The sequence below is a fragment of the Aquipuribacter aurantiacus genome (assembly GCF_051216895.1).
Taxonomy (GTDB): domain Bacteria; phylum Actinomycetota; class Actinomycetes; order Actinomycetales; family JBBAYJ01; genus Aquipuribacter.
Genome location: NZ_JBPKAO010000003.1, coordinates 98,950 through 124,134 on the forward strand (window position 1 = coordinate 98,950; position 25,185 = coordinate 124,134).

Annotated in this window: 23 protein-coding genes and 1 pseudogene; 13 read left to right on the plus strand and 11 right to left on the minus strand. The window is 75.2% G+C overall.

Features of this window, described 5'->3' with window-relative positions:
• Positions 1 to 57: 57 nt before the first annotated feature.
• Positions 58 to 984: an LLM class F420-dependent oxidoreductase gene (locus ACR80Q_RS05315; RefSeq protein WP_435376535.1), complete on the minus strand. Its 927-nt coding sequence runs from the start codon at positions 982 to 984 to the stop codon at positions 58 to 60.
• A 109-nt stretch (positions 985 to 1,093) separates the two neighbouring features.
• Between ACR80Q_RS05315 and lipA the strand changes: the two genes are divergently transcribed.
• Entirely contained in the window at positions 1,094 to 2,026 is a 933-nt protein-coding gene (lipA, locus tag ACR80Q_RS05320) for a lipoyl synthase (protein ID WP_435376536.1), read from the plus strand.
• 134 nt (positions 2,027 to 2,160) lie between these two features.
• On the plus strand, positions 2,161 to 2,883 hold the full coding sequence (locus tag ACR80Q_RS05325) for a DUF4191 domain-containing protein (RefSeq protein WP_435376537.1): 723 nt from the start codon (positions 2,161 to 2,163) through the stop codon (positions 2,881 to 2,883).
• 9 nt (positions 2,884 to 2,892) lie between these two features.
• Here ACR80Q_RS05325 and ACR80Q_RS05330 read toward each other — a convergent pair whose 3' ends face one another.
• Positions 2,893 to 3,348: an RDD family protein gene (locus ACR80Q_RS05330; RefSeq protein ID WP_435376538.1), complete on the minus strand. Its 456-nt coding sequence runs from the start codon at positions 3,346 to 3,348 to the stop codon at positions 2,893 to 2,895.
• 207 nt (positions 3,349 to 3,555) lie between these two features.
• Between ACR80Q_RS05330 and glnA the strand changes: the two genes are divergently transcribed.
• The 7 genes from glnA to ACR80Q_RS05365 all read left to right on the plus strand — a co-directional run bounded on the left by glnA (position 3,556) and on the right by ACR80Q_RS05365 (position 10,144).
• Positions 3,556 to 4,980, plus strand: a complete 1,425-nt coding sequence (glnA, locus tag ACR80Q_RS05335) for a type I glutamate--ammonia ligase (RefSeq protein WP_435376539.1) — start codon at positions 3,556 to 3,558, stop codon at positions 4,978 to 4,980.
• Positions 4,981 to 5,358: 378 nt separating this feature from the next.
• Positions 5,359 to 6,888, plus strand: coding sequence for an alpha/beta fold hydrolase (locus ACR80Q_RS05340; protein ID WP_435376540.1), 1,530 nt, complete (start codon positions 5,359 to 5,361; stop codon positions 6,886 to 6,888).
• Between the two features lie 120 nt (positions 6,889 to 7,008).
• Positions 7,009 to 7,485 (plus strand): PspC domain-containing protein, encoded by a 477-nt coding sequence (locus ACR80Q_RS05345; protein ID WP_435376541.1) that lies wholly within the window; start codon positions 7,009 to 7,011, stop codon positions 7,483 to 7,485.
• Complete coding sequence (locus ACR80Q_RS05350) at positions 7,482 to 8,105, plus strand: hypothetical protein (RefSeq protein ID WP_435376542.1); 624 nt, start codon at positions 7,482 to 7,484, stop codon at positions 8,103 to 8,105. The genes ACR80Q_RS05345 and ACR80Q_RS05350 overlap by 4 nt, the downstream gene beginning before the upstream one ends.
• A complete protein-coding gene (locus tag ACR80Q_RS05355; protein WP_435376543.1) occupies positions 8,102 to 8,299 on the plus strand; it encodes a hypothetical protein in 198 nt (65 codons plus the stop codon). Before ACR80Q_RS05350 ends, ACR80Q_RS05355 begins: the two co-directional genes overlap by 4 nt.
• An 81-nt stretch (positions 8,300 to 8,380) precedes the next feature.
• Positions 8,381 to 9,073: a response regulator gene (locus tag ACR80Q_RS05360; protein WP_435376544.1), complete on the plus strand. Its 693-nt coding sequence runs from the start codon at positions 8,381 to 8,383 to the stop codon at positions 9,071 to 9,073.
• A 183-nt stretch (positions 9,074 to 9,256) separates the two neighbouring features.
• Positions 9,257 to 10,144: a universal stress protein gene (locus ACR80Q_RS05365; protein WP_435376545.1), complete on the plus strand. Its 888-nt coding sequence runs from the start codon at positions 9,257 to 9,259 to the stop codon at positions 10,142 to 10,144.
• Between the two features lie 24 nt (positions 10,145 to 10,168).
• Here ACR80Q_RS05365 and ACR80Q_RS05370 read toward each other — a convergent pair whose 3' ends face one another.
• The gene (locus ACR80Q_RS05370) at positions 10,169 to 12,550 is read right to left on the minus strand and encodes a heavy metal translocating P-type ATPase (protein ID WP_435376546.1); all 2,382 of its coding nucleotides are present in this window, start codon (positions 12,548 to 12,550) and stop codon (positions 10,169 to 10,171) included.
• Positions 12,551 to 12,821: 271 nt separating this feature from the next.
• Here ACR80Q_RS05370 and ACR80Q_RS05375 point away from each other — a divergent pair, with 271 nt between their 5' ends.
• Entirely contained in the window at positions 12,822 to 14,402 is a 1,581-nt protein-coding gene (locus tag ACR80Q_RS05375) for a DUF4389 domain-containing protein (RefSeq protein ID WP_435376547.1), read from the plus strand.
• A gap of 58 nt (positions 14,403 to 14,460) precedes the next feature.
• The gene (locus ACR80Q_RS05380) at positions 14,461 to 15,861 is read left to right on the plus strand and encodes a DUF2252 domain-containing protein (protein WP_435376548.1); all 1,401 of its coding nucleotides are present in this window, start codon (positions 14,461 to 14,463) and stop codon (positions 15,859 to 15,861) included.
• Between the two features lie 274 nt (positions 15,862 to 16,135).
• Here ACR80Q_RS05380 and ACR80Q_RS05385 read toward each other — a convergent pair whose 3' ends face one another.
• The 6 genes from ACR80Q_RS05385 to ACR80Q_RS05410 all read right to left on the minus strand — a co-directional run bounded on the left by ACR80Q_RS05385 (position 16,136) and on the right by ACR80Q_RS05410 (position 22,445).
• Positions 16,136 to 16,813, minus strand: coding sequence for an SRPBCC family protein (locus ACR80Q_RS05385; RefSeq protein ID WP_435376549.1), 678 nt, complete (start codon positions 16,811 to 16,813; stop codon positions 16,136 to 16,138).
• 115 nt (positions 16,814 to 16,928) lie between these two features.
• Positions 16,929 to 17,402, minus strand: coding sequence for a universal stress protein (locus tag ACR80Q_RS05390; RefSeq protein ID WP_435376550.1), 474 nt, complete (start codon positions 17,400 to 17,402; stop codon positions 16,929 to 16,931).
• Positions 17,403 to 17,499: 97 nt separating this feature from the next.
• Positions 17,500 to 19,992, minus strand: a complete 2,493-nt coding sequence (gene ptsP / locus ACR80Q_RS05395; RefSeq protein ID WP_435376552.1) for a phosphoenolpyruvate--protein phosphotransferase — start codon at positions 19,990 to 19,992, stop codon at positions 17,500 to 17,502.
• A 7-nt stretch (positions 19,993 to 19,999) separates the two neighbouring features.
• On the minus strand, positions 20,000 to 20,635 hold the full coding sequence (gene dhaL / locus ACR80Q_RS05400; RefSeq protein ID WP_435376553.1) for a dihydroxyacetone kinase subunit DhaL: 636 nt from the start codon (positions 20,633 to 20,635) through the stop codon (positions 20,000 to 20,002).
• A 4-nt stretch (positions 20,636 to 20,639) separates the two neighbouring features.
• The gene (gene dhaK / locus ACR80Q_RS05405; protein WP_435376554.1) at positions 20,640 to 21,641 is read right to left on the minus strand and encodes a dihydroxyacetone kinase subunit DhaK; all 1,002 of its coding nucleotides are present in this window, start codon (positions 21,639 to 21,641) and stop codon (positions 20,640 to 20,642) included.
• Positions 21,642 to 21,767: 126 nt separating this feature from the next.
• Entirely contained in the window at positions 21,768 to 22,445 is a 678-nt protein-coding gene (locus ACR80Q_RS05410) for a thioredoxin-like domain-containing protein (RefSeq protein ID WP_435376555.1), read from the minus strand.
• A 172-nt stretch (positions 22,446 to 22,617) separates the two neighbouring features.
• On the opposite strand from ACR80Q_RS05410, the gene ACR80Q_RS05415 reads away from it, so the two are divergent.
• Positions 22,618 to 23,286 carry a superoxide dismutase family protein gene (locus ACR80Q_RS05415; protein WP_435376556.1) on the plus strand — a complete coding sequence of 223 codons (669 nt, stop codon included), beginning with the start codon at positions 22,618 to 22,620 and terminating at the stop codon, positions 23,284 to 23,286.
• A 142-nt stretch (positions 23,287 to 23,428) separates the two neighbouring features.
• On the plus strand, positions 23,429 to 23,821 hold the full coding sequence (locus ACR80Q_RS05420; protein ID WP_435376557.1) for a type II toxin-antitoxin system VapC family toxin: 393 nt from the start codon (positions 23,429 to 23,431) through the stop codon (positions 23,819 to 23,821).
• A 41-nt stretch (positions 23,822 to 23,862) separates the two neighbouring features.
• On the opposite strand, the pseudogene ACR80Q_RS05425 reads toward ACR80Q_RS05420, so the two are convergent.
• Both ACR80Q_RS05425 and ACR80Q_RS05430 read right to left on the minus strand, forming a co-directional pair.
• Positions 23,863 to 24,384: pseudogene (locus ACR80Q_RS05425) on the minus strand (cytochrome c oxidase assembly protein); the annotation flags it as partial.
• A 298-nt stretch (positions 24,385 to 24,682) separates the two neighbouring features.
• Entirely contained in the window at positions 24,683 to 25,180 is a 498-nt protein-coding gene (locus ACR80Q_RS05430) for a DUF2243 domain-containing protein (RefSeq protein ID WP_435376558.1), read from the minus strand.
• Between the last annotated feature and the right edge of the window lie 5 nt (positions 25,181 to 25,185).

Genomic DNA, 25,185 nt, shown 5'->3' on the forward strand with positions numbered 1-25,185 from the left:
GACCCGGAGGACATCACCGGGACGGGTGGCGAGTCTGCCGCAGCGGGTGGGACCCCGTCACACCAGCGGCATGACGTCCTCGGCCACCAGACGCAGGTGGTCGAGGTCGTGCAGGTCCAGGACCTGCAGGTACACCCGCTCGCAACCGAGCGCCGCCCAGGCCGCGAGCCGCTCGAGCACCTGCTCGGGGGTGCCGGCGAGACCGGTCTCGTGCAGGTCGTCGACGTCACGCCCGATCGCCGCGGCCCGGCGGGCCACCTCGGCGGCGTCGGTCCCGACGCAGGTCGTCAGCGCGACGGAGAACGTCATCGAGGCCGGGTCGCGGTCCACCGCCTCGCAGGCCGCCCGGACCCGGTCCAGCTGCGGGGCCGCGTCCTGGACCGACGCGAACGGCAGGTTGAACTCGTCGGCGTAGGTCGCGGCCAGCCGAGGGGTCCGCCGCCTGCCCGAACCGCCGACCAGGACCGGCAGGTGCTCCTGCACCGGCTTGGGCAGGGCGGGGCTGTCGACGAGGGTGTGGTGGCGGCCCTCGAAGCCGAAGCGGGCCCCCACCGGGGTGGACCAGAGCCCGGTGACGATCGCGAGCTGCTCCTCGTAGCGGTCGAACCGCTCCCCCAGGTCCGGGAACGGGATCCCGTAGGCGTCGTGCTCCTGCTCGAACCAGCCGGAGCCCAGGCCCAGCTCGACGCGCCCGCCCGACATGGCGTCCACGGTCGCGACCGCGATCGCGAGGGGACCGGGGTGGCGGAACGTCGCGGCCGTGACCAGGGTGCCCAACCGGATCGTCGACGTCTCCCGGGCCAGGCCGGCCAGGGTGACCCAGGCGTCCGTGGGGCCCGGCAGCCCGTCGCCGTCGCCCATCGCCAGGTAGTGGTCGGACCGGAAGAACGCGCCGTAGCCGCACTCCTCCGCCGTCCGCGCCACGGCCAGCAGGTCGTCGTAGCTCGCGCCCTGCTGCGGTTCGGTGAACACCCGGAGCTCCATGGCCGTCGACCCTAGGGCTGGGCCGCCGTGACGGCGGACCGGCCGCCGCCCCTCGGCAGGGCGACCACCCGTGCGGTGCACACCGGCCACCGGGCGTACCGTGGATCTCGTGACTCTCGCTCCCGAAGGCCGCCGGATGCTCCGTATCGAGGCCCGCAACGCCTCGGTCCCGATCGAGAAGAAGCCCTCGTGGATCAAGACGAGGGTGCGCACGGGCCCGGAGTACACGGCCCTGCAGAAGCTCGTGAAGTCCGAGGGCCTGCACACGGTGTGCCAGGAGGCCGGCTGCCCCAACATCTTCGAGTGCTGGGAGGACAAGGAGGCCACGTTCCTCATCGGCGGCGGCCAGTGCACCCGTCGCTGCGACTTCTGCCAGATCGACACCGGCAAGCCCGAGCCGCTGGACCGCGACGAGCCGCGCCGGGTCGCCGAGAGCGTGCAGAAGATGGGCCTGCGCTACGCCACCGTCACCGGGGTCGCCCGTGACGACCAGCCCGACGGCGGCGCCTGGCTGTACGCGGAGACCATCCGGCAGATCCACGCCCTCAACCCCGGCACGGGGGTCGAGATCCTGGTACCCGACTTCAACGGCGTGCCGGAGCTGCTGCAGCAGGTGTTCGACGCCGCGCCCGAGGTGTTCGCCCACAACGTCGAGACGGTCCCCCGCATCTTCAAGGCCATCCGGCCCGCGTTCACCTACGAGCGTTCGCTCGACGTCATCACGCAGGGCCGCGACGCGGGGCTGGTCACCAAGTCCAACCTCATCCTGGGCATGGGCGAGACCCGCGAGGAGGTCCACCAGGCCCTCGTCGACCTGCACGAGGCCGGGACCGACCTCATCACCATCACGCAGTACCTGCGCCCCACCCCCCGCCACCACCCGGTCGAGCGCTGGGTCAAGCCGGAGGAGTTCGTCGAGATGGAGGCCGAGGCCAAGGAGATCGGCTTCGCCGGGGTGATGTCCGGACCGCTGGTGCGCTCCAGCTACCGGGCCGGACGGCTGTACCGCGAGGCCCTGGCGGCCCGCGCCGCCACCCGCTGAGGGCACCGGTCGGCACGGCCCCTGCCGACGTCTCCCGGCGGGCCCCGTAGCGGGCGCGTCGCCGCTGCGGGGTGCGCCCGGCGTCGGCCTCCACGCGCGCGAGGGATGTCGGCGGCCCCCGTATCCTCGTCCCCATGGCCCGCAAAGACACCGCACCGGCAGCAGACACGCCCAAGAAGCAGGGGCGGCTGAAGCAGTTCGCCCAGGTCTACAAGCTGACGGCGCGGTACGACAAGCCCGCTCCGCTGTGGGTCTTCGGCTCCGCGCTGCTGGTGCTGGTGGTCGGCATCGCGCTGACGTTCCTGCTCACCGACGGCATCTTCAGCCGGGTCCTGGGCGTGGTCACCACGGTGATGGCGGCGCTGCTGGTGGGGCTGGCCATCCTCACGCGTCGGGCCGACCGGGCCCTGTTCGCGCAGGTCGACGGCCGACAGGGCAGCACGGCCATCGTCATGCAGCAGCTCAAGCGGGGCTGGACCACCTCGGAGGAGCCGGTGGCCGCGGACCCCCGCAGCGGTGACCTGGTGTTCCGGGCCGTCGGCAAGCCGGGCATCGTCCTGCTGGTCGAGGGGCCGCTGCCCCGGGCGCTCCGCCTGGGCGAGAACGAGAAGAAGCGTCACTCCCGCGTGGCCTCCGGCGTGCCGGTCCACCTGCTCTACGTCGGCAGCGGGCCGGACCAGACCCCGCTGCGCAAGGTGTCGCGCCGGATGATGCGCCTGCCCCGAGCGCTCAACGGCGCCGAGGTGACCGCGGTGGTCAAGCGGATGCAGGCCCTCGGGGGTCTCCGCGCGCCGGTGCCCAAGGGCATCGACCCGTTCCGGGCCCGTGCCGACCGCAAGGCCATGCGGGGCCGCTGAACCGGTACGTCAGAGTCGGACGACGACGCTGCCCGCGGCCCGGTCGTGCAGACCGCGTCCGTCCTCGTCCATCACCACGGCCGGGATGACCAGCAGCAGCAGGGCGGTGCGCACGAGTGCGCCCACCGGGCCGAGGGGCCCGCTGTCGACCCGCGTCACCGACAGCCCCATCACGCGGTGCCCGATCGAGTACCCGATGGTCCCGACCAGCAGGACCTGGACCACCCCGAACACGACGAGCGGCCCGAACGACGACAGGCTCGCCAGCAGGGTGTCCCCGACCAGCACGGCCAGCAGCCAGTCGACGACCAGCGCGAGCACCCGTCGCATCATCGGCGCGACCGAGCCGGGCCCCGACGGCGGCCGCCCCAGCCGCTGCCCCGGGAAGTCCTGCGTGGGCTCCCTGGGGCCGCCCGGTCCGTACAGCCAGCCACCGAGGGCCGGCCTCCCGCTGTCGTCGCTCACGCACAGAGCGTACGTGGCGCCTCGCGGACACACGCCTGTGACCTGCCTCGCCGCGTCGTCACATGCGCGAAACACACGGGACACTGACGCGACACGGCCACGCCCTAGCGTGCCGTCCGACGCGCGGCTCCGTACCGTGCCGTACCGACCCGCCGCCGCCCCCGGGCAGCGTGACATGCTCCAGAACCCAGAGCGACAGGAGAACCGATGTTCAGCTCCGCGGAAGAGGTCCTCAAGTTCATCGCCGACGAGGACGTGAAGTTCGTCGACGTCCGCTTCATCGACCTCCCTGGCGTGATGCAGCACTTCACGATGCCGGCCGATGCGTTCGACATGTCGGCCTTCGAGGACGGCCAGATGTTCGACGGCTCGTCGATCCGTGGCTTCCAGGCCATCCACGAGTCCGACATGAAGCTGATCCCGGACCCGGCGACGGCCTACATCGACCCGTACCGCGCGGCCAAGACGCTCGTCGTGACCCACTCGATCGTCGACCCGTTCACCTCCGAGCCGTACAGCCGTGACCCCCGCCAGGTCGCCGCGAAGGCCGAGCTGTACCTCAAGGGCACCGGCATCGCGGACACCGCGTTCTTCGGGGCCGAGGCCGAGTTCTACGTCTTCGACGACGTGCGCTTCGAGACCAAGCCCAACACCGGCTACTACGAGATCGACTCCATCGAGGCGCAGTGGAACACCGCGCGCCAGGAGGAGGGCGGCAACCGGGGCTACAAGACGCGCTACAAGAGCGGCTACTTCCCCGTCTCCCCCACCGACCACCAGGCCGACCTGCGCGACGAGATGGTGCAGACCCTGCAGCAGATCGGGCTCGTCATGGAGCGCGCGCACCACGAGGTGGGCGCCGCCGGGCAGGCCGAGATCAACTACAGGTTCAACTCGCTCCTGCACGCCGGCGACGACCTGATGAAGTTCAAGTACGTCATCAAGAACACGGCGTGGAAGAACGGCAAGACCGCCACCTTCATGCCCAAGCCCGTCTTCGGTGACAACGGCTCCGGCATGCACGCGCACCAGTCGCTGTGGAAGGACGGCGAGCCGCTGTTCTACGACGAGGCCGGCTACGGCGGCCTGTCGGACATGGCCCGCTGGTACATCGGCGGCCTGCTCGCCCACGCCCCCGCGGTGCTGGCGTTCACCAACCCGACCGTCAACAGCTACCACCGTCTGGTGCCCGGCTTCGAGGCGCCCGTCAACCTCGTCTACTCCGCGCGCAACCGCTCCGCGGCCATCCGGATCCCGATCACCGGTTCCTCCCCCAAGGCCAAGCGCATCGAGTTCCGCGCGCCCGACCCCTCGGGCAACCCGTACCTGGCGTTCTCGGCCATGCTCATGGCCGGCCTGGACGGAATCAAGAACCGGACCGAGCCGCCCGCGCCGGTCGACAAGGACCTGTACGAGCTCCCCCCGGAGGAGCACGCCAACATCCAGCAGGTCCCGACCACGCTGCCCGAGGTCCTCAAGGCCCTGGAGGCCGACCACGAGTTCCTCACCGAGGGCGACGTGTTCACCCCGGACCTCATCGAGACGTGGATCGACTGGAAGATGGAGAACGAGGTCCTGCCCATCCAGAGCCGGCCGCACCCCCACGAGTTCGAGCTGTACTACGACATCTGATCCGACTGCGCTCCCCATCACCGCAACCACGCGCTGACCTGCGCGGACACGAGGCGGGCCCCCTCCGGGGGGCCCGCTTTCGCGTTGCCAGGAACCTGCACCGGGCGGGACCAACGTCCCTCGGCGAACCGACCGCCGGTGGGCAGACTCGTCGTGACGCCGGACCGCGAGGGACGGAGGGGCCATGACGAGGACGGCGAGCACCACCGACGACGCCTCGCCCTGGCCATGGCCGCGGCGTCGCAGCTCGTCGTGCGGGAGCACCGGCGGGCTGCACCTCGGGCTCGCGAAGCGGCCCCCCGCCGTCCTGCGGAGTGGCGCACCTGGTGCTGCTCGTGCCCGCGTCTGCGGTGAGGGACGGCCCCTAGGGAGGACGACATGGACGACACCACCACCCCGCGGCGCTCGACCGACGCCGCCGCGACGGCGGCCGCCCCGCCTGGTCGGGGCTGGTCCCCCGGCACGTCGGCCGTGCTCGGCCTGGCCGTGCCGGCCGTCGCCGGGCTGGTGTCCGCCGGCCTGACTCCCCGCGGTCCGCTGACCGCCCCCGAGGTGCTGCTGTCGATGCTGGCCGCCCTCGTGGTCGGGGTGCTGTCGGGCGCGCTGCTGCGCAGCCGGTGGGCCCTGCTGGTGGCCCCTGTCCTCTTCGTCGTCGTCTTCGAGGTGGCCCGGACAGGCACGAGCGGCGCCACCGTGGACACGGTCCGGCTGGACTCCGTCCTGGGGGTCCTCGCCCTCGTGGCCGGACGCGGCGTGCACGGGCTGCTCGTCCTGGCCCCCATGGTCCTCGGCAGCCGGTACGGCGTGGAGGTGGCCGCGCGTCGGGGGATCGGTGGCCCGCCCCGGATGGGTCGGTGGGGCTGGGCCGGTACCTCGCTGGCCGCCGTGGCCCTGCTGCTGCTGGCGGCGCTCGTGGCCCGGCCCGGGTCGACCGCCCCGGTCGTCGACGCCGCGGGCGACCCGGTCGAGGGCAGCATCGCCGAGCTGGTGAGCGTGCCGGTGGGCGACACCGAGCAGACCCTGATGATCCGCGGGTCGAGCACGGAGGACCCGGTGCTGCTGCACCTGGCCGGCGGCCCGGGCGGCACCGACCTGGGGGCGATGCGCCTGGACCCCTCGCTCGAGGACGACTTCGTCGTGGTGACCTGGGACCAGCCCGGGACCGGCAAGTCCTACCCGGCCCTCGACCCGACCGAGGACATGACGCTGCAGCGGGTGGTGGACGACACGCTGGCGGTCACCGACTACCTGCGGACCCGGTTCGAGGAGGACCAGGTGGTGCTCACCGGACAGTCCTGGGGCACGGTCCTCGGGGTGCTGGCGGTGCAGCAGCGGCCCGAGCACTACCGGGCCCTCGTGAGCACCGGGCAGATGGTGGACATCCGCGAGACCGACGAGATCTTCTACGAGGAGACCTCGCAGTGGGCCCGCACGACCGGCGACGCGTCGCTGGCGACCGACCTGCTGGAGCAGGGACCGCCTCCCTACGAGGACATGCTGGACTACACCACGCTCGTCGCCGCCGAGCGTGACATCTACGCCTACCCGGAGTTCGACGGGTCGACCGAGATGCCCGCGACGATCTGGGGGCCGGAGAACACCTTCATGGACCGGGTCAACGCCGCCCGCGGCCTGCTGGACACCTACTCCCTGCTCTACCCCCAGCTGCAGGAGCTCGACTTCCGCGAGGACGTGCCGCGGCTGGAGGTGCCGGTCTACGTGGTGATGGGCGAGCACGAGGCCCGGGGTCGGGTGGACCCGGCCCGGGAGTGGTTCGAGCAGCTGCAGGCGCCGGACAAGACCTGGATCGAGGTGCCGGCCGCGAGCCACCGGGCCTCCTTCGAGCAGCCCGAGGCCTACGCGCGCCTGATGCAGCAGGTCCTGACGGACACGGCCGGCAGCGGATAGCCCAGGCCTGCGGACGGCCCCCCGCCTCCCCCGCGCCACCGGGTCGAGGGCTGGGACCTTCGTCCCTCGATGCGGACGGGGTCCCGGGCGGAGGATGGACGAGCACCCGGGAGGTGTCACATGAACCGACGACCGCTGGACCCCGACCCCGTCAGGACCGCTGCCCTCGCGCCGGGCTCCGGGCCACCACCGGGCCCTCCGCCCGGTCCTCCACCCGGCCCCCCGGCCCCCGTGCTGCGACGCCCCGAGCAGGGCCGGGTGGTCCTCGGGGTCGCGGCGGCGCTGGCCCGCTACCTGGGCGTCGACCCGGTGGTGGTGCGGGTCGGCTTCGTCCTGCTGGCCCTGTTCGGCGGCTCCGGCGTGCTGCTGTACTTGGTGGGCGCCCTGGTGATCCCGGCCGAGCAGCCCGGTGACCGCGTCGGTCGCGTGACCGGGGTCTCCCAGCACGACACCAGCCTGGCGATCGGAGCCGTCCTCGTCGTGGCCGGCAGCCTGGCCCTGGTCTCCCAGGTGCTGCCGCAGGCGTCCTCCCTGCTCGGCCCGGTGCTCCTCCTCGGCGCCGGCATCGCGGTCCTCGTCGTGGCCGGCCGACGATGAGCGCCACGGTGCAGGCACCGGTCAGGGCGCCCGTGCCCGTGGGTGCGCTGACCGTCGGCACCCTGCTGGTCCTCGCGGGGCTGGTGTGGCTGGGAGAGGAGAGCGGCCTCGTCGACGTCTCCTGGCCGGTCGCGATCGCCCTGGCGGTCGGGGCCGTCGGGGTCCTGCTGATCCTCACGGCCCGCTCACCCCATGCGGGTGGTCTGGTCCCGGTCGGGATCGTCCTGCTCGTGCTGCTCGTGCTGACCAGCGTCGTCCCGGGCGTCCCGCTGGCGGACGGCGCCGGGGACCGCACGTACCGCCCGACGACCGCGGCCGAGCTCGAGCGGGAGTACGAGCTGGGGGCGGGCTCCCTCGTCCTGGACCTGCGTGAGCTCCCCCCGGACGCGACGTCACCGGGCACCACGGAGGTCACCGTCGGCCTGGGCGAGATCACGGTCCTGCTGCCCGACGACCTGGCCGTCGACGTCACCGCCAGCGCCCGGACCGGCGAGGTGGACGTCCTCGGCACCCGTGAGCAGGGGACGTCGCCGCAGGTCACCGAGGTCGTGGGCCCCGGGCTCGACCCGCTCGTCCTGCTGCTGCACGTCGGTCTCGGGACCGTCGAGGTGACCCGGTGAGCGCCGTCGCGCCGCCCGCGGAGCTGCACCGGGGGCGACTCGTCCTGGGCGCACTCATGCTCCTGCTGGCGGTCGCCGCCCTGGCGCAGGAGTGGGGCGTGGTGACCCTGCAGCTGCGTTACCTGGCGCCCGCTCTGCTGGTGGCCGCCGGGGTCGTGCTGCTCGTCTCCGGGGCGGCGCGGGCCGGACGCTGAGGACGCGGCCGTGGGTCCCGGTCGCCCGGCCGGCTCGCCGCGGACCTTGGCGGCGAGGTCCGGGGTCCCTACCCTGGCGTGATGTCGACCCGGCGGGTCACGGTGATGGTCGTCGACGACCACGAGGTCGTCCGGCGCGGGGTGGTCGAGGTCTGCGACGCCGCCCCCGGCCTCGAGGTCGTGGCCGAGGCCGCATCGGTCGCGGAGGCGATCCGCCGCGGACCCGCGGTGCGCCCCGACGTGGCCCTGGTGGACCTCGACCTGCCCGACGGGACCGGCGTGGACGTGATGCGCGGGTTGCGACTGACCACCCCCGGCACCCGTTTCGTCGTCCTGTCCGGCGTGGTCGAGGCCGAGGAGGCCGCGGAGTCCCTGGCCGCCGCGGGGGCCGGTGGGTTCGTGGCCAAGACCATGCGCGGCAGCCACATCGTCGAGACCGTCCTGGCCGTGGCGGCCGGCCGGGCACCGTTCGAGGAGCTGACGCGGCCGGAGCCCGTCAGCTGGACGGACCCGTTGGCGGTGCTGACGCCGGCCGAGCGGAGCGTCCTGCTGGGCATCGGCGAGGGGCTCAGCAACCGTGAGATCGGTGAGCGGCTGGGCTCGGCCGAGCAGACGGTCAAGAACCACGTCAGGTCGGTGCTGTCCAAGCTGGGGTTCCGGCGGCGCAGCCAGGTCGCGGCCTGGGTCGCCGCCGACGGTGCCGCGACCGTCCGGTCGGCGGTGCCCATGCCGCGGTCGGGGCCCGCCGGCGACCTCAGCCCCCGACGCGGCTGACCGTCACCCCGGCGCCGTCCCGCCGTCGCCGCCCGGGCGGCCCGGCCGACCTGCGTCCGGGCAGGACCTAAGGCCCTGGCCGTCGTGGGCCGGACGAGGACCCTGGTGGTGAGCGACGAACCGCCCCCGACCGGACGCCCGGATCCCCGGGCGACGCGGGCACGACGAGAGAGAGGTCCGACGATGAGCACAGCTCTCAGCACGGAGGTCGAGGGGCAGGACGCGGTCCACGTCGACCGGGTGGTCGTCGGCTTCGACGGGTCGCCGTCGGCGCAGCAGGCCCTGCAGGTCGCGATCGACGAGGCGGACCGCAGGTCGGTCCCGCTCACGCTGGTGACGGCGGTCGAGCCGGACCCCGTCCTGGCCCTGGCCCACCCGCGGCCCGGCGCGCCCGCGCTCCGGGCCGCCCAGGAGGGCGCGGTCGCCGCGAGGCAACGGCTCGGCGAGCAGGCGGTCACGTCGACGGTGCGCGGGGGCCACCCGGTCCCGGTCGTGCTCGAGGCCGTGCGGCCCGGGGACCTCGTGGTGCTCGGCTGCCGCTCGCACGGCCCGCTCGCCCGAGCCGTCCTCGGCTCCACGAGCAGCCACGTCGCCGTCTTCGCCGAGGTCCCCGTCATGGTGGTCCCACCGGCAGCAGGGGCCGCGGACGAGCCGCCGCCCGGAGACCGGGTGGTGGTCGGCGTCGACGGGTCGGCCCTGTCCCTGGCCGCCGTGCGGTTCGCGGTCGAGGAGGCCGAGCTGCTCGGCCTCCCGCTGCGGGCGGTGCTCGCCGTCCCTGCGCCGCGGGACCCGCACGGCCAGGTGGTGGGTCCGGACGAGCCGCAGCTGCAGGAGGCCGGGACGCTCCTCGGGGAGGCGCTGGCGGGGTGCGCGGTGGACCACCCGGACGTGCGCCTGGAACCGACCGTCGTCCAGGGCTCCCCGGTCGACGCCCTCCTCGAGCACGCCACCGGTGCCCGCCTCCTCGTCGTCGGTTCCCGGGGCCGCGGTGCGTTGCGGTCGGCCGTCATGGGCTCGGTGAGCCGCGACGTGCTCCACCGCGCACCCTGCCCCGTCACCGTCGTGCGGTGACCGGTCGACGCCCGCCGGGCGGCCTCAGCTGCGGTCCGGGCCGTGGCGGTCGTCCTTCCTGCGGGTGCGTGGGACCGGGACCAGGCTGAACACCTCTTCCTCCTCCTGCGCCTCGTGCAGGCGCAGCACCGCGTACAGCCCGTACAGCAGACGCCGCAGCTCGACGACGTCCTCGGCGTCAGGGGTCCGCAGGACCTGCGGCGCCCGCGCCGGGCCGTCGGGGCCGGTGGCCCCCTCGACCGCGCCGCCCAGGAGCATCTGCCGCAGCGTGGACACCTGCTGCTCGATCTCGGCGTGGGTGCGGCTCAGACCCACCGTGGCCAGGGGGGTGCCCACGGCCCGGGCGAGCAGGGGCAGCAGGTCCTTCTCCTCGGCCCGCTCGTGCGGCAGCAGCACCGCCTCCAGCTCGGCCAGCAGCGCAGCCACGGCGGTGAGGTCGGTGGTGTCCTCGGACAGGGCGTCGGCGGTGGTGCGCACCTGCTCCACCACGCGGGACACCGCGTCGTGCTCCAGGCGGAGCCGGGCGGCCGTGTCCTGGTCGGTCCCGCTCATCCGCACGGTGTGCACCCGGCCGGGCAGGACGGCCCGCAGGGCGATCCCGATCGCCAGCACGTCGATCATCTCCTGCACCAGGGCGCCGGCCGTGGGGGCCAGCAGCCCGCCGGCGGCCGCGACCATGGCCACCAGGGACAGCCCCATGCCCACCCACACCGCCTGCAGGGCGATGGTGCGGGACCGCCGGGCCACCAGGACGGCGTCGGCCAGGGCGTCGACCCGGTCGACGGTGAGCACGACGTCCGCCGCCTCCGAGGAGGCCGTCGCGCCCCGGGCGGCGAGGGCCACGCCCACGTCGGCCGCGGCCAGCGCCGGCGCGTCGTTGACGCCGTCACCGACCATCACCGTCACGCGGTCGCCGCCCTCGGCCCGGATGGCGGCGAGCTTGGCCGTCGGGTCGCGCTCGGCGAGCACCTCGTCCACCCCCACGAGCCGCCCCACGGAGCGGGCCGTGGACAGCCGGTCCCCCGTCAGCAGGACGACCCGCTCGAACCCGACCCCGCGCAGGGCACGGACCATCCGGGGCGCGTCGGGGCGCAACGGGTCGGCCAGCAGCAGGACGGCCGCCGGTCGGTCGTCCACCGACACGAAGACGGTGAGCGAGCCGTCGAGGTCGGCCCGCCGACGTGCCCGGTCCACCCACGCCGGCGCCGGACCGTCGCCGTTGGCCCAGACCGCCTTCCCGATCCTCAACCGGTGACCGTCCACCGCGCCCCGCAACCCGGCCCCGTGCTCCTCGTGCACGAGGGTGGGCAGCGTCAGCCCCAGGCCGCGGGCCGCCGCCGCGGACACCACGGCCCCCGCCATGACGTGAGGCGACACCTGGTCCAGCGAGGCCGCCAGACGCAGCGCCTCGTCGGCGTCGGCCCCGGGGCCGGAGACGACGCCGCTCACCTCCGGGCGCCCCTGCGTCAGGGTCCCGGTCTTGTCGAACAGGACCACCTGGCCCGAGGCGAGCCGTTCCAGGGCCCCACCACCCTTGACGACGACGCCGAGCCGGGCCGCCCGTGACAACCCGGACATGATCGCGATGGGCGCGGCCAGCAGCAACGGGCACGGGGTCGCGACCACGAGCACCGCGACGGCACGCACCGGGTCCCCGCTCCACGCCCACGCCGCGGCGGCGAGCAGCAGGGTCAGCGGCACGAACAGGACGGCGAACCGGTCGGCCGTGCGCACCAGCGGGGCGCTGCCGGCCTGGGCCTGGGCCACCAGGCGCACGACGCCCGCGTAGGTGGACTCCTCGGCCAGCGACGTGGCGATGAGCTCCACCGGCGCTCCTGAGACCACCACGCCGCTGCGCACGTCGTCACCGGTGCCCCGGTCGACCGGCAGCGGCTCCCCCGTCAGCGCCGACTCGTCCAGCGCGGTCGGCCCGCACAGCCGGCCGTCGACGCCGACGACCTCACCCGTCCCGACCAGGACACGGTCGCCGCGGCGGACCTGCTCCACGGGGACGTCGGTGACGGTCCCGTCCCGCACCAGGCGGGCCCGGCGCGGGGCCCGGGCGACCAGCAGCCGCAGCTCGCGGTGGGCACGCGCGGTGGCTCGCGCCTCCAGCAGCTGCCCGCTGGCGAGCATCACGGCCACCACGGCCCCGGCCAGCGGCTCACCCACCGCCAGCGACCCACCCAGCGCGAGGACGGCGATGACGTCCACCGAGGGACGGCGCCGGGCCACGGCCCGGGCGGTGGTCGCCAGCGAGACGACGAGCCCCACGACGGCCGCGACCGCCCACGTCAGCCCGGCCGCACCGGTGTCGCCGAGCAGCCACAGCCCGCCGCCGGCCAGCAGCAGCCCCGAGACGGAGACGAACAGCAGCACGGCGCCACGACCACCGGTGAGGTCCACCCCACGACGCTAGACATCCCCCGGCCTCGCCCACCGGGACCTAGGGCCCGCTCGGCGACGGGCCGGGCGGCCCGGGCCCCGGTCGGCAGGTCGCGCCGTCCCGCGCACGCGTCGGGCCGATCTTCAGGACCTTCGTCCCGTCCCACCGACGACCCGTGAGGTGTGTGCTTGCGGGTAGGCCTCCGCTGCGCCGAACGGGTCGGCGCGAGGCAGGAGGACCGGCTGGGGAGCCGAGATGTCTGCAGGGCCAGTTCGCAACCCAGGCGCACCGGTGCTGGTGCACGCGCACCTCCAGGAGCCGCTGAGCCGGTGGCTCTGGCTCGTGAAGTGGGTCCTGCTCCTGCCGCACTACGTCGTGCTCGCGTTCCTGTGGGTGGCGTTCGTCCTCGTCACGGTCGTGGCCTTCGTCGCCATCCTGGTGACGGGCCGCTACCCGCGTCGCCTGTTCCACTTCAACCTGGGCGTCCTCCGCTGGGGCTGGCGGGTCTCCTACTACGGCTACAGCGCCCTGGGCACCGACCGCTACCCACCGTTCACCCTGTCCGAGGCCGCGGACTACCCGGCCACCCTCGACATCCCCTACCCGCAGCGCCTGTCCCGGGGACTGGTGCTGGTCAAGTGGTGGCTGCTGGCCCTGCCGCACTACCTCGTGCTGGCCGTCGTCACCGGCAGCGCCTTCGTGGTCGCGGACGCCGCCGAGCAGGACCCGGGCGGCTGGTCCGTCGGCGCGGGCGGTCTGCTGGGCCTGCTCGTGCTCTTCGCGGGGGTCGCGCTGCTGTTCACCGCCCGGTACCCGCGAGGGCTGTTCGACCTGGTGCTCGGCCTGGACCGCTGGGTCCTGCGGGTCCTGGCGTACGCGGCCCTGATGACCGACGCCTACCCACCCTTCCGGCTCGACCAGGGCGGCGCCGACGTCGTGCCGCCGGTGGGGCCGGGGCCTGCCGGCCCGACGGCGGTCCCGCGGTCCGAGCCTGCGGGCGCGCCCACGCGACCGGTAGCCGCCGACGGCGCCGGTGGACCCGGTGCCGGCGGGACGGGACCGACGGGCGCCCGGTCGGGCGGGGTCGGCGCGGTCGTCGCGCTGGTGACCGGGCTCCTGCTGCTGGTCCCCGGCGCCGGCCTGGTGGCCCTCGGCGGGACGGCGCTCGCCGTGGACGCCCAACGCGACCCCGACGGCTACACCACCGCCCCCGAACGGACGCTGTCCAGCCCGACCGCGGTCATCAGTGTCGAGGACGTCGACCTGGACGTCGACGCGGCGGCCGGGGACTGGTTGTCCTCGCAGGGCCTGGGCACCCTCCGCGTCCGGGCCACGGCGACCGACGGCGGAGAGGTCTTCGTCGGGATCGCCCCCCAGTCGGCGCTCGACCCCTGGCTGGAGGGCGTCGAGCACGACCGGGTCGAGGAGCTGGGGTTCCGGTCGGCCCTCTACCAGCGTCAGGAGGGTGCGCCCTCGGCCGGGCCACCCGCCGACGCCGACTTCTGGGTGGCCTCGGTGGAGGGGACCGGCCCGCAGGAGCTGACCTGGCCGGCGACGGACGGACGCTGGGGTCTCGTGCTGGCCGGGGCCGACGGGACCCCGGGCGTGGACGTCGTGGTCGACGTCGGGGCCCGCCTGCCCGAGCTGACCCCGGTCGCCGTCCCCACCCTCGTCGGTGGCGTCGTGCTCCTGGGCCTGGCGGCCGCGCTCGTCCTCGCCGGCGCGGTCGGCCTCGGCGGTCGGCACGCCCCGCCGACGGGAAGGACCGACCCGGACCGTACGGGGCCCCACCCACCCGCTCCTCCGGTGCCGCCCCAGCAGTCGTCCTCGCCGCACAGCCCGCCGGCGAGGACGGCTGCGTCCCGCCGCTGACACGGCGGCCGGCCGAGGTCGACCCCCGCACCCGACGCAGGCACCGGAGGAGAACACCATGTCCGCAGCAGCAACCGACCTCGCCGAGGACGGACCGGGCGCGTACCGGTGGACGGACCGGCGCCGCAGCCGCGCCGAGCGTCACGCGTCGGGCGAGGCCAGGCGGGAGGAGGTACCCCTGGCCTCGCACGCCGAGCTGCCCGCCGCCCCGGAGGGGCGGGACCCGGTGGCGCTGCTCCGCGCCCAGGAGGACGCGCGGGAACCGGCCCTGGTCCCCCTGCGCCACGAACGCATGACCACCTCGCCCTTCGCGTTCCTGCGCGGCTCGGCCGCGGTGATGGCCCACGACCTGGCCCGCACCCCGACCAGCACGATCCAGGTGCAGCTGTGCGGCGACGCGCACCTGGCCAACTTCGGGATGTTCGCCTCCCCCGACCGCCGGCTCGTGTTCGACCTCAACGACTTCGACGAGACGTACCCCGGCCCGTTCGAGTGGGACGTGAAGCGGCTCGCCGCGAGCGTGGCCGTCGCGGCCCGCGGCGCGGGCGCCAAGGACAAGCGGGTCCGGCGGGCGGCCGCCGCCACCGTCGAGTCCTACCGCACGACCATGGCCGCCCTGGCCGCGATGACACCGCTGGACGTCTGGTACGCCCGGGTCGACGTGGACGACCTCGTCCGACGCGTCGCCGCCACCGGTCTGGTCGGCGCCACCAAGCGCGCCGCCAAGGCGTCCCGCCGCAGCCTCGGCGACGTCGCCGTGCGCAGGCTCACCGAGACGCTGGACGGTCGACCGCGGTTCCGCTCCCGGCCGCCGCTGCTGGTGCCGGTCGACGCAGAGGCCGAGCCCGCTGTGCTGCGCCGGGCCGGCGTGCTGTTCCGGAAGTACCTCGACACCCTGCCCGTCGACGCCCGGGTGCTGGTGTCGCGCTTCGCGCTCGTGGGGCTCGCGCACAAGGTCGTGGGGGTGGGCAGCGTCGGGACGCGGGCACTGGTGCTGCTGCTGGAGTCCGGGGACGGCGACGTCCTCCTGCTGCAGGTCAAGCAGGCCGGCCGGTCCGTCCTGCAGCCGTACCTCACCGGGGACGACGTGGCTCACGAGGGGCGACGGGTGGTGGTGGGTCAGCGCCTGATGCAGGCCACCGGCGACCCGTTCCTCGGGTGGGCGCGCGGCACGACCCGCCCTCGGCGTGACTACTACGTCCGTCAGCTGCGGGACATGAAGGGTGGCTACGCCCTCGAGACCCTCGCCGGGGACGCGATGGACGTCTACGGACGCCTCTGCGGCGCCGTCCTGGCCCGGGCGCACGCCCGCGCCGGGGACCCCGCGGTGGTGAGCGGCTACCTCGGGGCCTCGGAGGAGTTCGCCGACGCGGTGGCCGACTTCGCGATGGCCTACGCCGACCGCACCGACACCGACCTCGCCGCGCTCACGGCCTCCCGCGCCACCCCGGGCGCCTAGGCGTCGGTCCGACGCCGGTGGGGCGCCGGGCCCGGCCGGTCACGGTGCCCGCTCGGCCCGCCTCTTCAGGCCACGCAGCGTGCGTCGCAGCAGGGCGACGTCGTGCGCCTCGACCCGCAACGACGGCGATGGGGCGTGTCGCCAGGCCCGACGGACGGGGGATGCGGTCATCTCCCGGCATCGGCGCGGCGACCTCGCGGAGCAGCTCCCGCCCGGTCGAGCCTTCGCCGGACCGGTCCCGTCCTCCAGTGACGTTGGTCCCGGTCCTGCGTCCTCAGGCGTCGCCGGTGGCCGCCTCCGCCCGGTCCTGGATCCCGCGCAGCATCCTGCGGGTCATCACGAAGCTGACGAACCCGACGGGTGACATGAGCAGCGCCGTGAGCCGGGAGCCGAAGCCGGCGCGCTCGCGCACCAGCAGCCGGGCGCGTCCGCCGGGGGCGGGCCGGACCGCGAAGGTCCACAGGAACTCCCAGCGGAGCCCCTCGTCCCGGCGCAGGGGGCGGCCGGCGCGGACGTCGCCCACCAGCAGCGCGAGCGCCTCACCGGGCACCACCTCCATCACGTACCAGCCGCCGGTCCCCCTGGCGTCCGCGAGGACCAGGTCACCGACCGCGCGCTGCTGCCACTCGGGCACGACCACGTCGCTGCTGCGGATACCCAGGCCGAAGAGGTTCTCCAGCCAGTCGTAGGAGTAGAAGCCACCGCGGTCGGCGCCGATCTGGACCACCCACGGCCACACGGCCCCCGGTTCGGCGTCGATGGTGATGGCCCGGGTCACCTGCCCGGACGGCTCCTCGACGAACCCGTCTCCGGGCAGCGGGAGGCCGGCCTCCTCGTCGGTGGCCCCCCACCGCCGGTGCCAGGGCGTGACCCAGCGGTGCCACGCCACCGCGCCCGCCAGACCGATGGCCCCCGCGACGGCCAGGGGACCGCGGAACCGGCCCGACCTCATGGGGTGGTCGTGGACGTACCCGGGGCGAGGGCCGCGGCGATCCGCCTCGCCCACGCAGCGACCTCGTCCCGTCCCATCACGTGCTCCTCCCGCCCGTCAGAACGGGCCGCGCTTCTCACCCGGGTGCGACGGCAGCCGGCTCGTGGACGACGAGCACGCTGGTCGGGGCGTGCGCGGCGACGCGGGACGAGACGCTCCCCCGCAGGAACCGCGTCACCGCGCCGAGCCCGCGGCTGCCGACCACGACGAGGTCGGCCCCCTCACGTCGCGCGACGTCCAGGATGGCGGTCGCCGCGTCGTCCGGCACGACATGCCCCTTGCAGGCCACGCCTCGCCCCTGCAGCTGCACGAGCGCGGCGTACTGCCTGTCCTTCTCGGCGGCGTCCGGGTCGTAGACGTAGCGGTACTCCGGCGGGAGCTGCTCGAGGCGTCGCATCAGGTCGCCCGTCGGCTCACGGTGGAACGCGGTGACCACGTGCACCGTGCCGCCCGCCGCGACGAGGTCGGCCGCGGTAGCCACCGCGCGGACGGCGTGCTCCGAACCGTCGTAACCGACGACGACCGTCTGGTAGCCCATCATGACCTCCATCCGGGGCCGCACCCTTGCGAACCCGTCTGACGAAGCATGACGCAGCACCGGGAGCCGTCACCGGGACGAAGGTCCTCGCCGCGGGTGCAGGGGCTCGTCACCCCCCGCCCGCGAGCAACCGACGCACCCCGGCGGCGTCCGGCTGCTCCAGGCAGCGCCGGGCCAGGTCGGCCGTCTCCCGGGTGTCGAGGGCCCGGACGTGCTCCTTCGTCCCCGGCACCGACCGGGGCGACACGCTGAGCTCGCGCACCCCGAGCCCGACCAGCACGGCCGCGGCCAACGGGTCCGCGGCCACCTCGCCGCAGACGGCGACCCGGACCCGGGGCCCCACCTGCCGGCACACGAGGTCCACCAGGGCCAGGACGGCCGGGTCGAGGGCGTCCCCCAGGCCCGCGACGTGGCTGTTGCCGCGCTCGGCGGCGAGCGTGTACTGGGTCAGGTCGTTGGTGCCGATGGACACGAAGTCCACCAGCCGACCCAGGTGCTGCGCCCGCAGCGCCGCGGCCGGGACCTCGACCATGATGCCGACCTCCAGGCCGGCGGGCAGACCGTCGGCCACACCCACCTCGCGGGCGGCGGCCAGCAGCGCCGCCCGGGCCCGGACCAGCTCGTCGACCGTGGCGACCATCGGGAACATCACCCCGACCGGGGCCTGCAGCGCGGTGCGGACCACGGCCCGCAGCTGGGCGGCGAACAGCGCCGGGCGCGCCAGCGACAGCCTCACCCCGCGCAGGCCGAGGAACGGGTTGGCCTCCTCCGGCTGGTCGGCGTAGGGCACCGGTTTGTCACCCCCCACGTCCATGGTCCGCACGACGAGCCGGGCCCCGTCCAGCGCCTGCGCCGCGGCCAGGTACTGCGCGGTCTGCTCCTCGTCGTCCGGGGCCTCGTCCCGGCCGTGGAACACGAGCTCGGTGCGCAGCAGGCCGATCCCGTCGGCACCCTGACGGGCGGCCTCCTGGGCGTCCTGGACCCCCGCCGCGTTGGCCGCGACGTGGACGCGGACCCCGTCGAGGGTGTCCGCCGGGTCGTGCGCCCGACGCAGCGCCTCCGTCCGGGCGAGGTCCTCCGACGCGGTCTGCGCCTGCCACCCGCGCAGCAGCTCCTCGCCGGGTTCCGGCGCCAGCTCGCCGGTGCCGCCGTCGACGGCCAGCACGCTGCCCCCGGCCAGCTGCAGCACCGCCGGGCCCGCCGCCACGACCAGCGGCAGGCCCGCGGCCCGCGCGAGGATGGCGGCGTGGGACGTGGCGCTGCCCCGGACCGTGACGACGGCGCGGACCACGTCGGGCGCCAGCAGGTGGACGTCGTCCGGGGCCAGGTCGTCCACCACGAGCACGCCGGGGCGTGGTCGCAGTCCTGGCGCCGCGCCGGCCAGGACGCGGCGGACCTGCGCCCCGACCGCGGCCACGTCGGAGGCCCGGGCGGCCAGGTACTCCTCGTCCAGTCCCTCGAAGGCGCTCACCACGGCGTCCACGGCCTGCTGCCACGCCACGGCCGCGTCGGCGCCCCCGGCCACGGCCGCGGTGGCGGGCCCCAGCAGCGCCTCGTCCTGCAGCAGGAGCCGGTGCGCCTGCAGCACCTCGCGGTGCTGGCCGGTGCTGGCCGCGACACGTCGCTCCAGCCGGTCCGCCACCTCGGCCACCGCCGCGTCGAGGCGGTCCTGCTCCGCGCCGGGGGAGCCGGCCGCCGACGCGGGCAGCGCCGGCAGCTCGTCGGCGAACCAGACGGGTCCGTGACCCCGCCCGGGTGAGGCCGGCACGCCCCGCAGGGCCCCCGGCGCCTGCGGCTCCTCGACCGGGCGCGCCGCGTTCCTGCCCGCGGCGCTCGCCTCGACGGCCGCACTCCCGGCCCCCTCGCCGAACCCCGCGCGCACCGCCGCCACCAGCTCCTCGACGAGCTCCCGCGCTCCCTCGCCCGTCCCCTCGAACCGGAGCACGTGGCCCCGGACCGCGCCCAGCACCTGCAGGCCGAGCAGGCTGCGTGCGGCGACCGGTCCGCGGCCGGTGGTCAGGTCGCTGACCCGCACGTCGGCGTCGTGGCGGCGGGCGGCGGCCACGACCGCCGCGGCCGGACGGGCGTGCAGCCCGTGCGCGTTGACGACCTCGGCCTCCGCCACGACGGCAGTCCCTGCCACCTCTGCCGGGTCCGGGCCGTCCGGGCCGTCCGGGGCCTCCGTCCCGCCCAGGTGGACGCCCTTGTCGTGCCCCGCGGCGGCGACCTCGCGCGCGACCTCGGCCAGGTCGGCCCCGCCCGCGGCCTGGACGACGGCGGTGACGACCCCCTCCACGAACGGCCCGGGGCTGAGCCGCACCTCGAACCCCGGGTCGCCCAGCAGCTCCAGCGCCAGCTCCGCGCTGAGCACGGCGCTGCCCAGGTCCATCACCACGAGCACGCCTCCCGGCCCGCCCACCTGCTCCACCGCGGCCATCACCGCCGTGGCGTCGGTGCCGGTGCCGCCGTCGTCGGTGCCGGCGGCCACCGCGACCGGCGGCGGGTCGTCGGCGACCATCTGCATCGCGAGCGCGACCGTGGCCTCGGCCAGGTGGCGGCTGTGCGACACGACGACGAGGCCGACGCGGGCGTCCGCGCTCATCCGCGGCTCACCCCGCCGCCAGGGCGTCCGCCAGCGCCTCCAGCAGCAGCGTGGTCGAGGCGGACCCCGGGTCGACGTGCCCGGCCGAGCGCTCCCCCAGGTAGCTGGCCCGGCCCTTGCGCGCGACCAGGGGGGCCGTGGCCTCCCGCAGCCCGGGGGCCACCTGGGCCGCTGCCGCAGCCGCCCCGGCGGCGTCGGCGCCGGCCGCGACGGCGGCGTCGTAGGCGTCCAGCGCCGGGGACAGCACGTCCAGCATGGTCTTGTCCCCCACCGCGGCCTTGCCCCGGGCCACCACTCCGTCCAGGCCCGCCCGCAGCGCCGCCCCCAGCCCGGCGGCGTCCAGCTCCTCGACGTCACCGGCGGAGCTCGCCAGCCGCAGCATGAACGTCCCGTACAGCGGTCCGCTGGCGCCCCCGACGGTGGTGACCAGGGTCATCCCGGCCAGCTTGAGCACCGCCGCCACCGACGCGGGCGGGTCCTCCAGCGCGGCCACCACCGCGCTCGTGCCACGACGCATGTTGCTGCCGTGGTCGGCGTCCCCGATGGCCTGGTCCAGCTCCGTCAGGTGCTTCTCCTGCTCGGCGACGGCCGCGGCGAACCGCCGCAGCCAGTCGACGACGTGCGCGACGTCGGCGGCTGCCACCGGTTCAGAGCCCCCAGCGCAGGCCGGGCGTGCTGACCGGTGCGTCCCACAGCGCGAGGGTGTCCTCGTCGGCGCGCAGCAGCGTCACCGACGCCCCCGCCATCTCCAGCGAGGTCATGTACGGCCCGACCAGGCTGCGCGCGATGCTCACCCCGGCCGCCTGGCAGACCCTCACCACCTCGGCGTACAACCCGTACAGCTCGATCAGGGGGGTGCCGCCCATCCCGTTGACGAAGGCGATGACCGGGGCCCCGCCGGCGTCCGGCAGGTCGGCCAGGACCGGCTCGAGCAGCTGCTCCGCCACCTCCGACACCGGACCCAGCCTGCGTCGCTCCCGACCGGGCTCGCCGTGGATGCCGATCCCCAGCTCGAACTCGTCCTCCCCCAGCGTGAAGGTGGGCGTCCCCGCCGCGGGGACGACGCAGCTCGTCAGCGCCATGCCCATGCTGCGGCCGTTGCCGTTGACCGTCCTGGCCAGCTCCTCGCAGGCGGCCAGGTCACGACCGGCCTCCGCGGCCGCGCCGACGATCTTCTCCAGCAGCACCGTGACCCCCACGCCGCGCCGGCCGGCGGTGTAGAGGCTGTCCTGCACGGCGACGTCGTCGTCGGTGACGACCGAGCGCACCTCCACGTCGCCCTCGGCGGCGGCCAGCTCGGCGGCCATCTCGAAGTTCATGACGTCGCCGGTGTAGTTCTTGACGATGTGCAGGACGCCGGCGCCGCCGTCGACGGCCAGGGTGGCCGCCTGCATCTGGTCCGGCGTGGGCGAGGTGAACACCTCACCCGCGCAGGCGGCGTCCAGCATCCCCGTCCCCACGAACCCGCCGTGCATCGGCTCGTGACCGGACCCTCCGCCGGACACGAGCCCGACCTTGCCCTTCACCGGTCCGGAGGCCCGCAGGACGACCCGGTTCTCGTGGTCGACGCGGAGCTGCGGGTGGGCGGCGGCCATGCCCTTGAGCGCGTCGGTGACCACGGACTCCGGGGAGTTGATGAGCTTCTTCACGCGCGGACCTCCTCGTCGGCGGGGTGCGCCGCTGGGAACCGGCGCCTCGTGCCCACGCCACGTCGCGCGTGCACGGACCCAAAACTACGCGGGCGTCCCGCGCTCCGACAGGGTGAGCCGGCGGCGTCAGACCTGTGACTGCTGCGACGCCGTGCCCGACAGCCCGCCGGAGCAGGGGGCCCCCGGCTCGGGGTTCTGCGGACCCTGCAGGTAGGCGAGCAGGAACGCCGGCAACCGCTCGTCGTCCGCGGACGGGAGCTGCACCTGCACCCCCCAGGCGCTGGCCACGACCGGGGTCGGGAGCCCGGCCATGGGCGACACCAGCAGGTAGGGGTGCTCGGCGGCCAGCTGTTCCAGCCGCTCCCGCTGGTCGGCGGGCAGGGTGCGGTCGTAGGTGACCCAGACGGCCCCGTGCTCGAGGGAGTGGACGCCCGCCTCGGTGATGATGGCCGCGTCGTAGAACCCGCAGTCCTGCCAGACGGCCAGGTGGTCGCCGCCGACGGGCGGCGACGGCTCGTAGTCGACCGGGGTCTCCACGTGCAGGTTGCTCAGGCCGTCGAAGGTCATCAGGCCGTCGATGCTGCCGTCGGCGTTGACGCCCGGCCCGGCGTCCCGCAGGAGCGGGGCGAGCAGGGCGAACGCCACCCCACCCACCAGCGCGGCCAGCGCCAGCGACGTGACTGCGATGAAGGCGACGGTGCGCCCGAGGCCCCACGTCGTCACGCCCCGTGGCCGGGGCGGGCTGTCCGGCGGCACCGGGGGGTCGACGACACCGGTCGTGCTGTCCGTCGGACCTGTGCTCACACCGTCTCCCCGTCGTCGTGGGCCGGCGGCCGGCCCCGGTCAAGTGTGACCCAGCCACGCCCCGGCCCCGGACGCGACCGCCCGGAGCCGCCATCTGTTGTGAGCAGTCAGGGCAGGAGTCACACTCGCCCTGTCGCGAGCAGCGGCACCGACCACGACGGAGAGGTCCAGCATGAGGCGACAGGTGACAGCAGTTCTCGCGGTAGCCGCCCTGAGCATCGGGGGGTCCGTGGCGGCGGACCGCACCGGCCTGACGGGCAGCCCCGGGACCGCGCAGACCTCCGCGGTGGTCGCGGCCGACGACGCCCGCGGCGGGCGGTACGTGACGACGATGCGGCTGTTCGACGGCCGCAGCGTCGGCAGCGTGCGGTTCCTGCGCGACCCGGTGGGCACCCGGGTCGTCGTCTCGTTGCGGATGCCCGCCGACCTGGCCGCCGCCGGCGGCACGTTCCACGGCTTCCACGTGCACGCCAACGACGACCCCGCCAACGGCTCGGGCTGCGTCGCGGACCCCGACCAGCCGTCCAGCACGTGGTTCGTGTCCGCGGACGGGCACTGGAGCGAGCCGGCCGCCGACCACGGCCACCACACCGGTGACATGCCGGTGGTGTACCTGCAGGAGGGCGGCCGGTCCACCGCGACGTTCGTCACCGACCGGTTCGAGCCCGAGGACGTGGTCGGTCGCGCCGTCATCGTGCACGCGCTGCCGGACAACTACGGCAACATCCCGCTGGGCGACGCGCCGACGGCCTACACCCCCAACGGGGACGCCGCCCTGGACCTCACCGAGCGGACCGGCAACGCCAGCGACCGGATCGCCTGCGGGGTGGTCCGGCGGTAGTCGCGGTCACGGGGCCGCCCGGAGCACGGTCGGAGGCGCTGGAGCAGGCCTTCGGCGCCATCGTCGACACCGGGCACGACTGGGACGACGACCCCGCCGCGTGGGTCCGGGCCCAGCGGGCCGACGTGTCGCGGTCGGGCTGATGCCGGGGCTGGTCCTGGACACCACCGTCCTGATCGACGTGCTGCGAGGCAGGCCGGCCGTGGCGCGGCTGCGGCTCCTGCAGCGCGAACGGCTGCCGCTGCTCACCACGGCGATCGACGTCGAGGAGGTGGCCCGGGGCCTCCGGGAGAGCGAGGCCGGCGCCGCACGCTCGTTGTTCGCGGGTCTCCACGTGCTGTCGGTCCGGCAGGCCGAGGGCGAGCTCGCCGGGCGGTGGAGACGCGACCACGCCGCACGCGGCGTCACGCTCCGTCAGGCCGACTGCCTCGTGGCTGCCTGTGCGGCCACGATCGGCGCCGGCCTCGCCACGGGCAACCCGGGCGACTTCCCGATGCCGGACCTGCGGGTCGAGGTGTGGCCGGTGGGGAGCTGAGGATCCGAGGACCGGCCCCGCCGTCGGCCCCGGTACCACCCCACGCACACCAGCACCGCGAGGAGCACCTCGGCGACGTCGCCGCCGTAGTACATCCACAACGCCGCCTGCTGGGTCTGGACGACGTCGTACCCCGTGCCCGGGGGCAGCTGCGGGGCCCGCGCGTAGACCAGCGTGGCCAGGTGGGCGTGGGTGCCGGCGGACACGACGAGCACGCTCAGGCGCAGCAGGAGGCCGGTGCGGGGCGGCACCGGGTCACCGCCGACGAGGGCCAGCACGAGCAGGCACCCGGCCAGCAGCAGGTGCAGCTGGACCAGCTGGTGCACCCACGGGTGCTCCAGGCTCAGGCGGTACAGCGGCGTCAGGAACAGCAGGTGCATGCCGACCACGGCCGGGACGGCGGCCACCACCGGGTGGGTGAGGACGGCGACGGCCCGGCTGCCCAGGACGGCCCGCACCCGGGGCCGCCAGCGGAGCGGGGCCACCGCAAGCGCGAGGGACACCGGGGCGGCGAGCACCACCAGCAGCGGGGCGTACATGCCGAGCAGCAGGTGCTGGACCATGTGCGCGACGGCTCCGTCCAGCAGCCCCGTGCCCGCGCCGACCACCCCTGGCCCGGGGCCCGAGCCGTGCCCGTCGTGCCCGTCGTGCCCGTCGTGCCCCGACGCCCCCGCGTGCAGCAGGGGTGACACCGCCACGGCGACGGTCAGCCCCGCCAGCACCGCCCAGCCGGTCCGACGCCACGGCCACCGACGCCGCCCGACGAGCCGCAGCCGCACCACGGCGAGCAGGTAGGACCCCAGCGCCGCCAGGCTCACCAGCACCGGCGCCGTCAGCGCCGCCAGCGGGTCGGTCACCGGGTCAGCGCCCGCCCCGGGCGCGCCACGCCAGCAGGCCCCCGAGCCCGAGGAGAACGACCGCGGCCCCGTTCCAGGCCAGGTCGTAGGGCAGCAGGTCCACGTCGTAGCGGACCTGGTGCAGGCGCAGCAGCTTGTGGTTGACCACCCCGTCGAACAGCTGGAACGCCCCGGCACCGAGCAGCAGCCCTGCGGCCGCGGACGGTCGGTGCAGCCGGCCGTCCCGCTGCAGGTCCAGCAGCCACACGACGCCGGCCACCAACGCCACCAGCTCGGCCGCGTGCAGCAACCCGTCGGACATGATCGCCACGTCCGGGGTCGACCGGTCGTAGAACGAGTGCCAGCGCAGCAGCTGGTGGAACACGATCTCGTCGACGGCCGCCATCAGGCCCACGCCGACGACCCCGGCCGCCAGGGTCGACGCCCGGCGTCCCGGCGGGGCGCCCTCGACGGTCATGGGCTCGTCGACGCGGTGCCGCTCGGTTCCGCCTGCAGGGTCCATGCCCC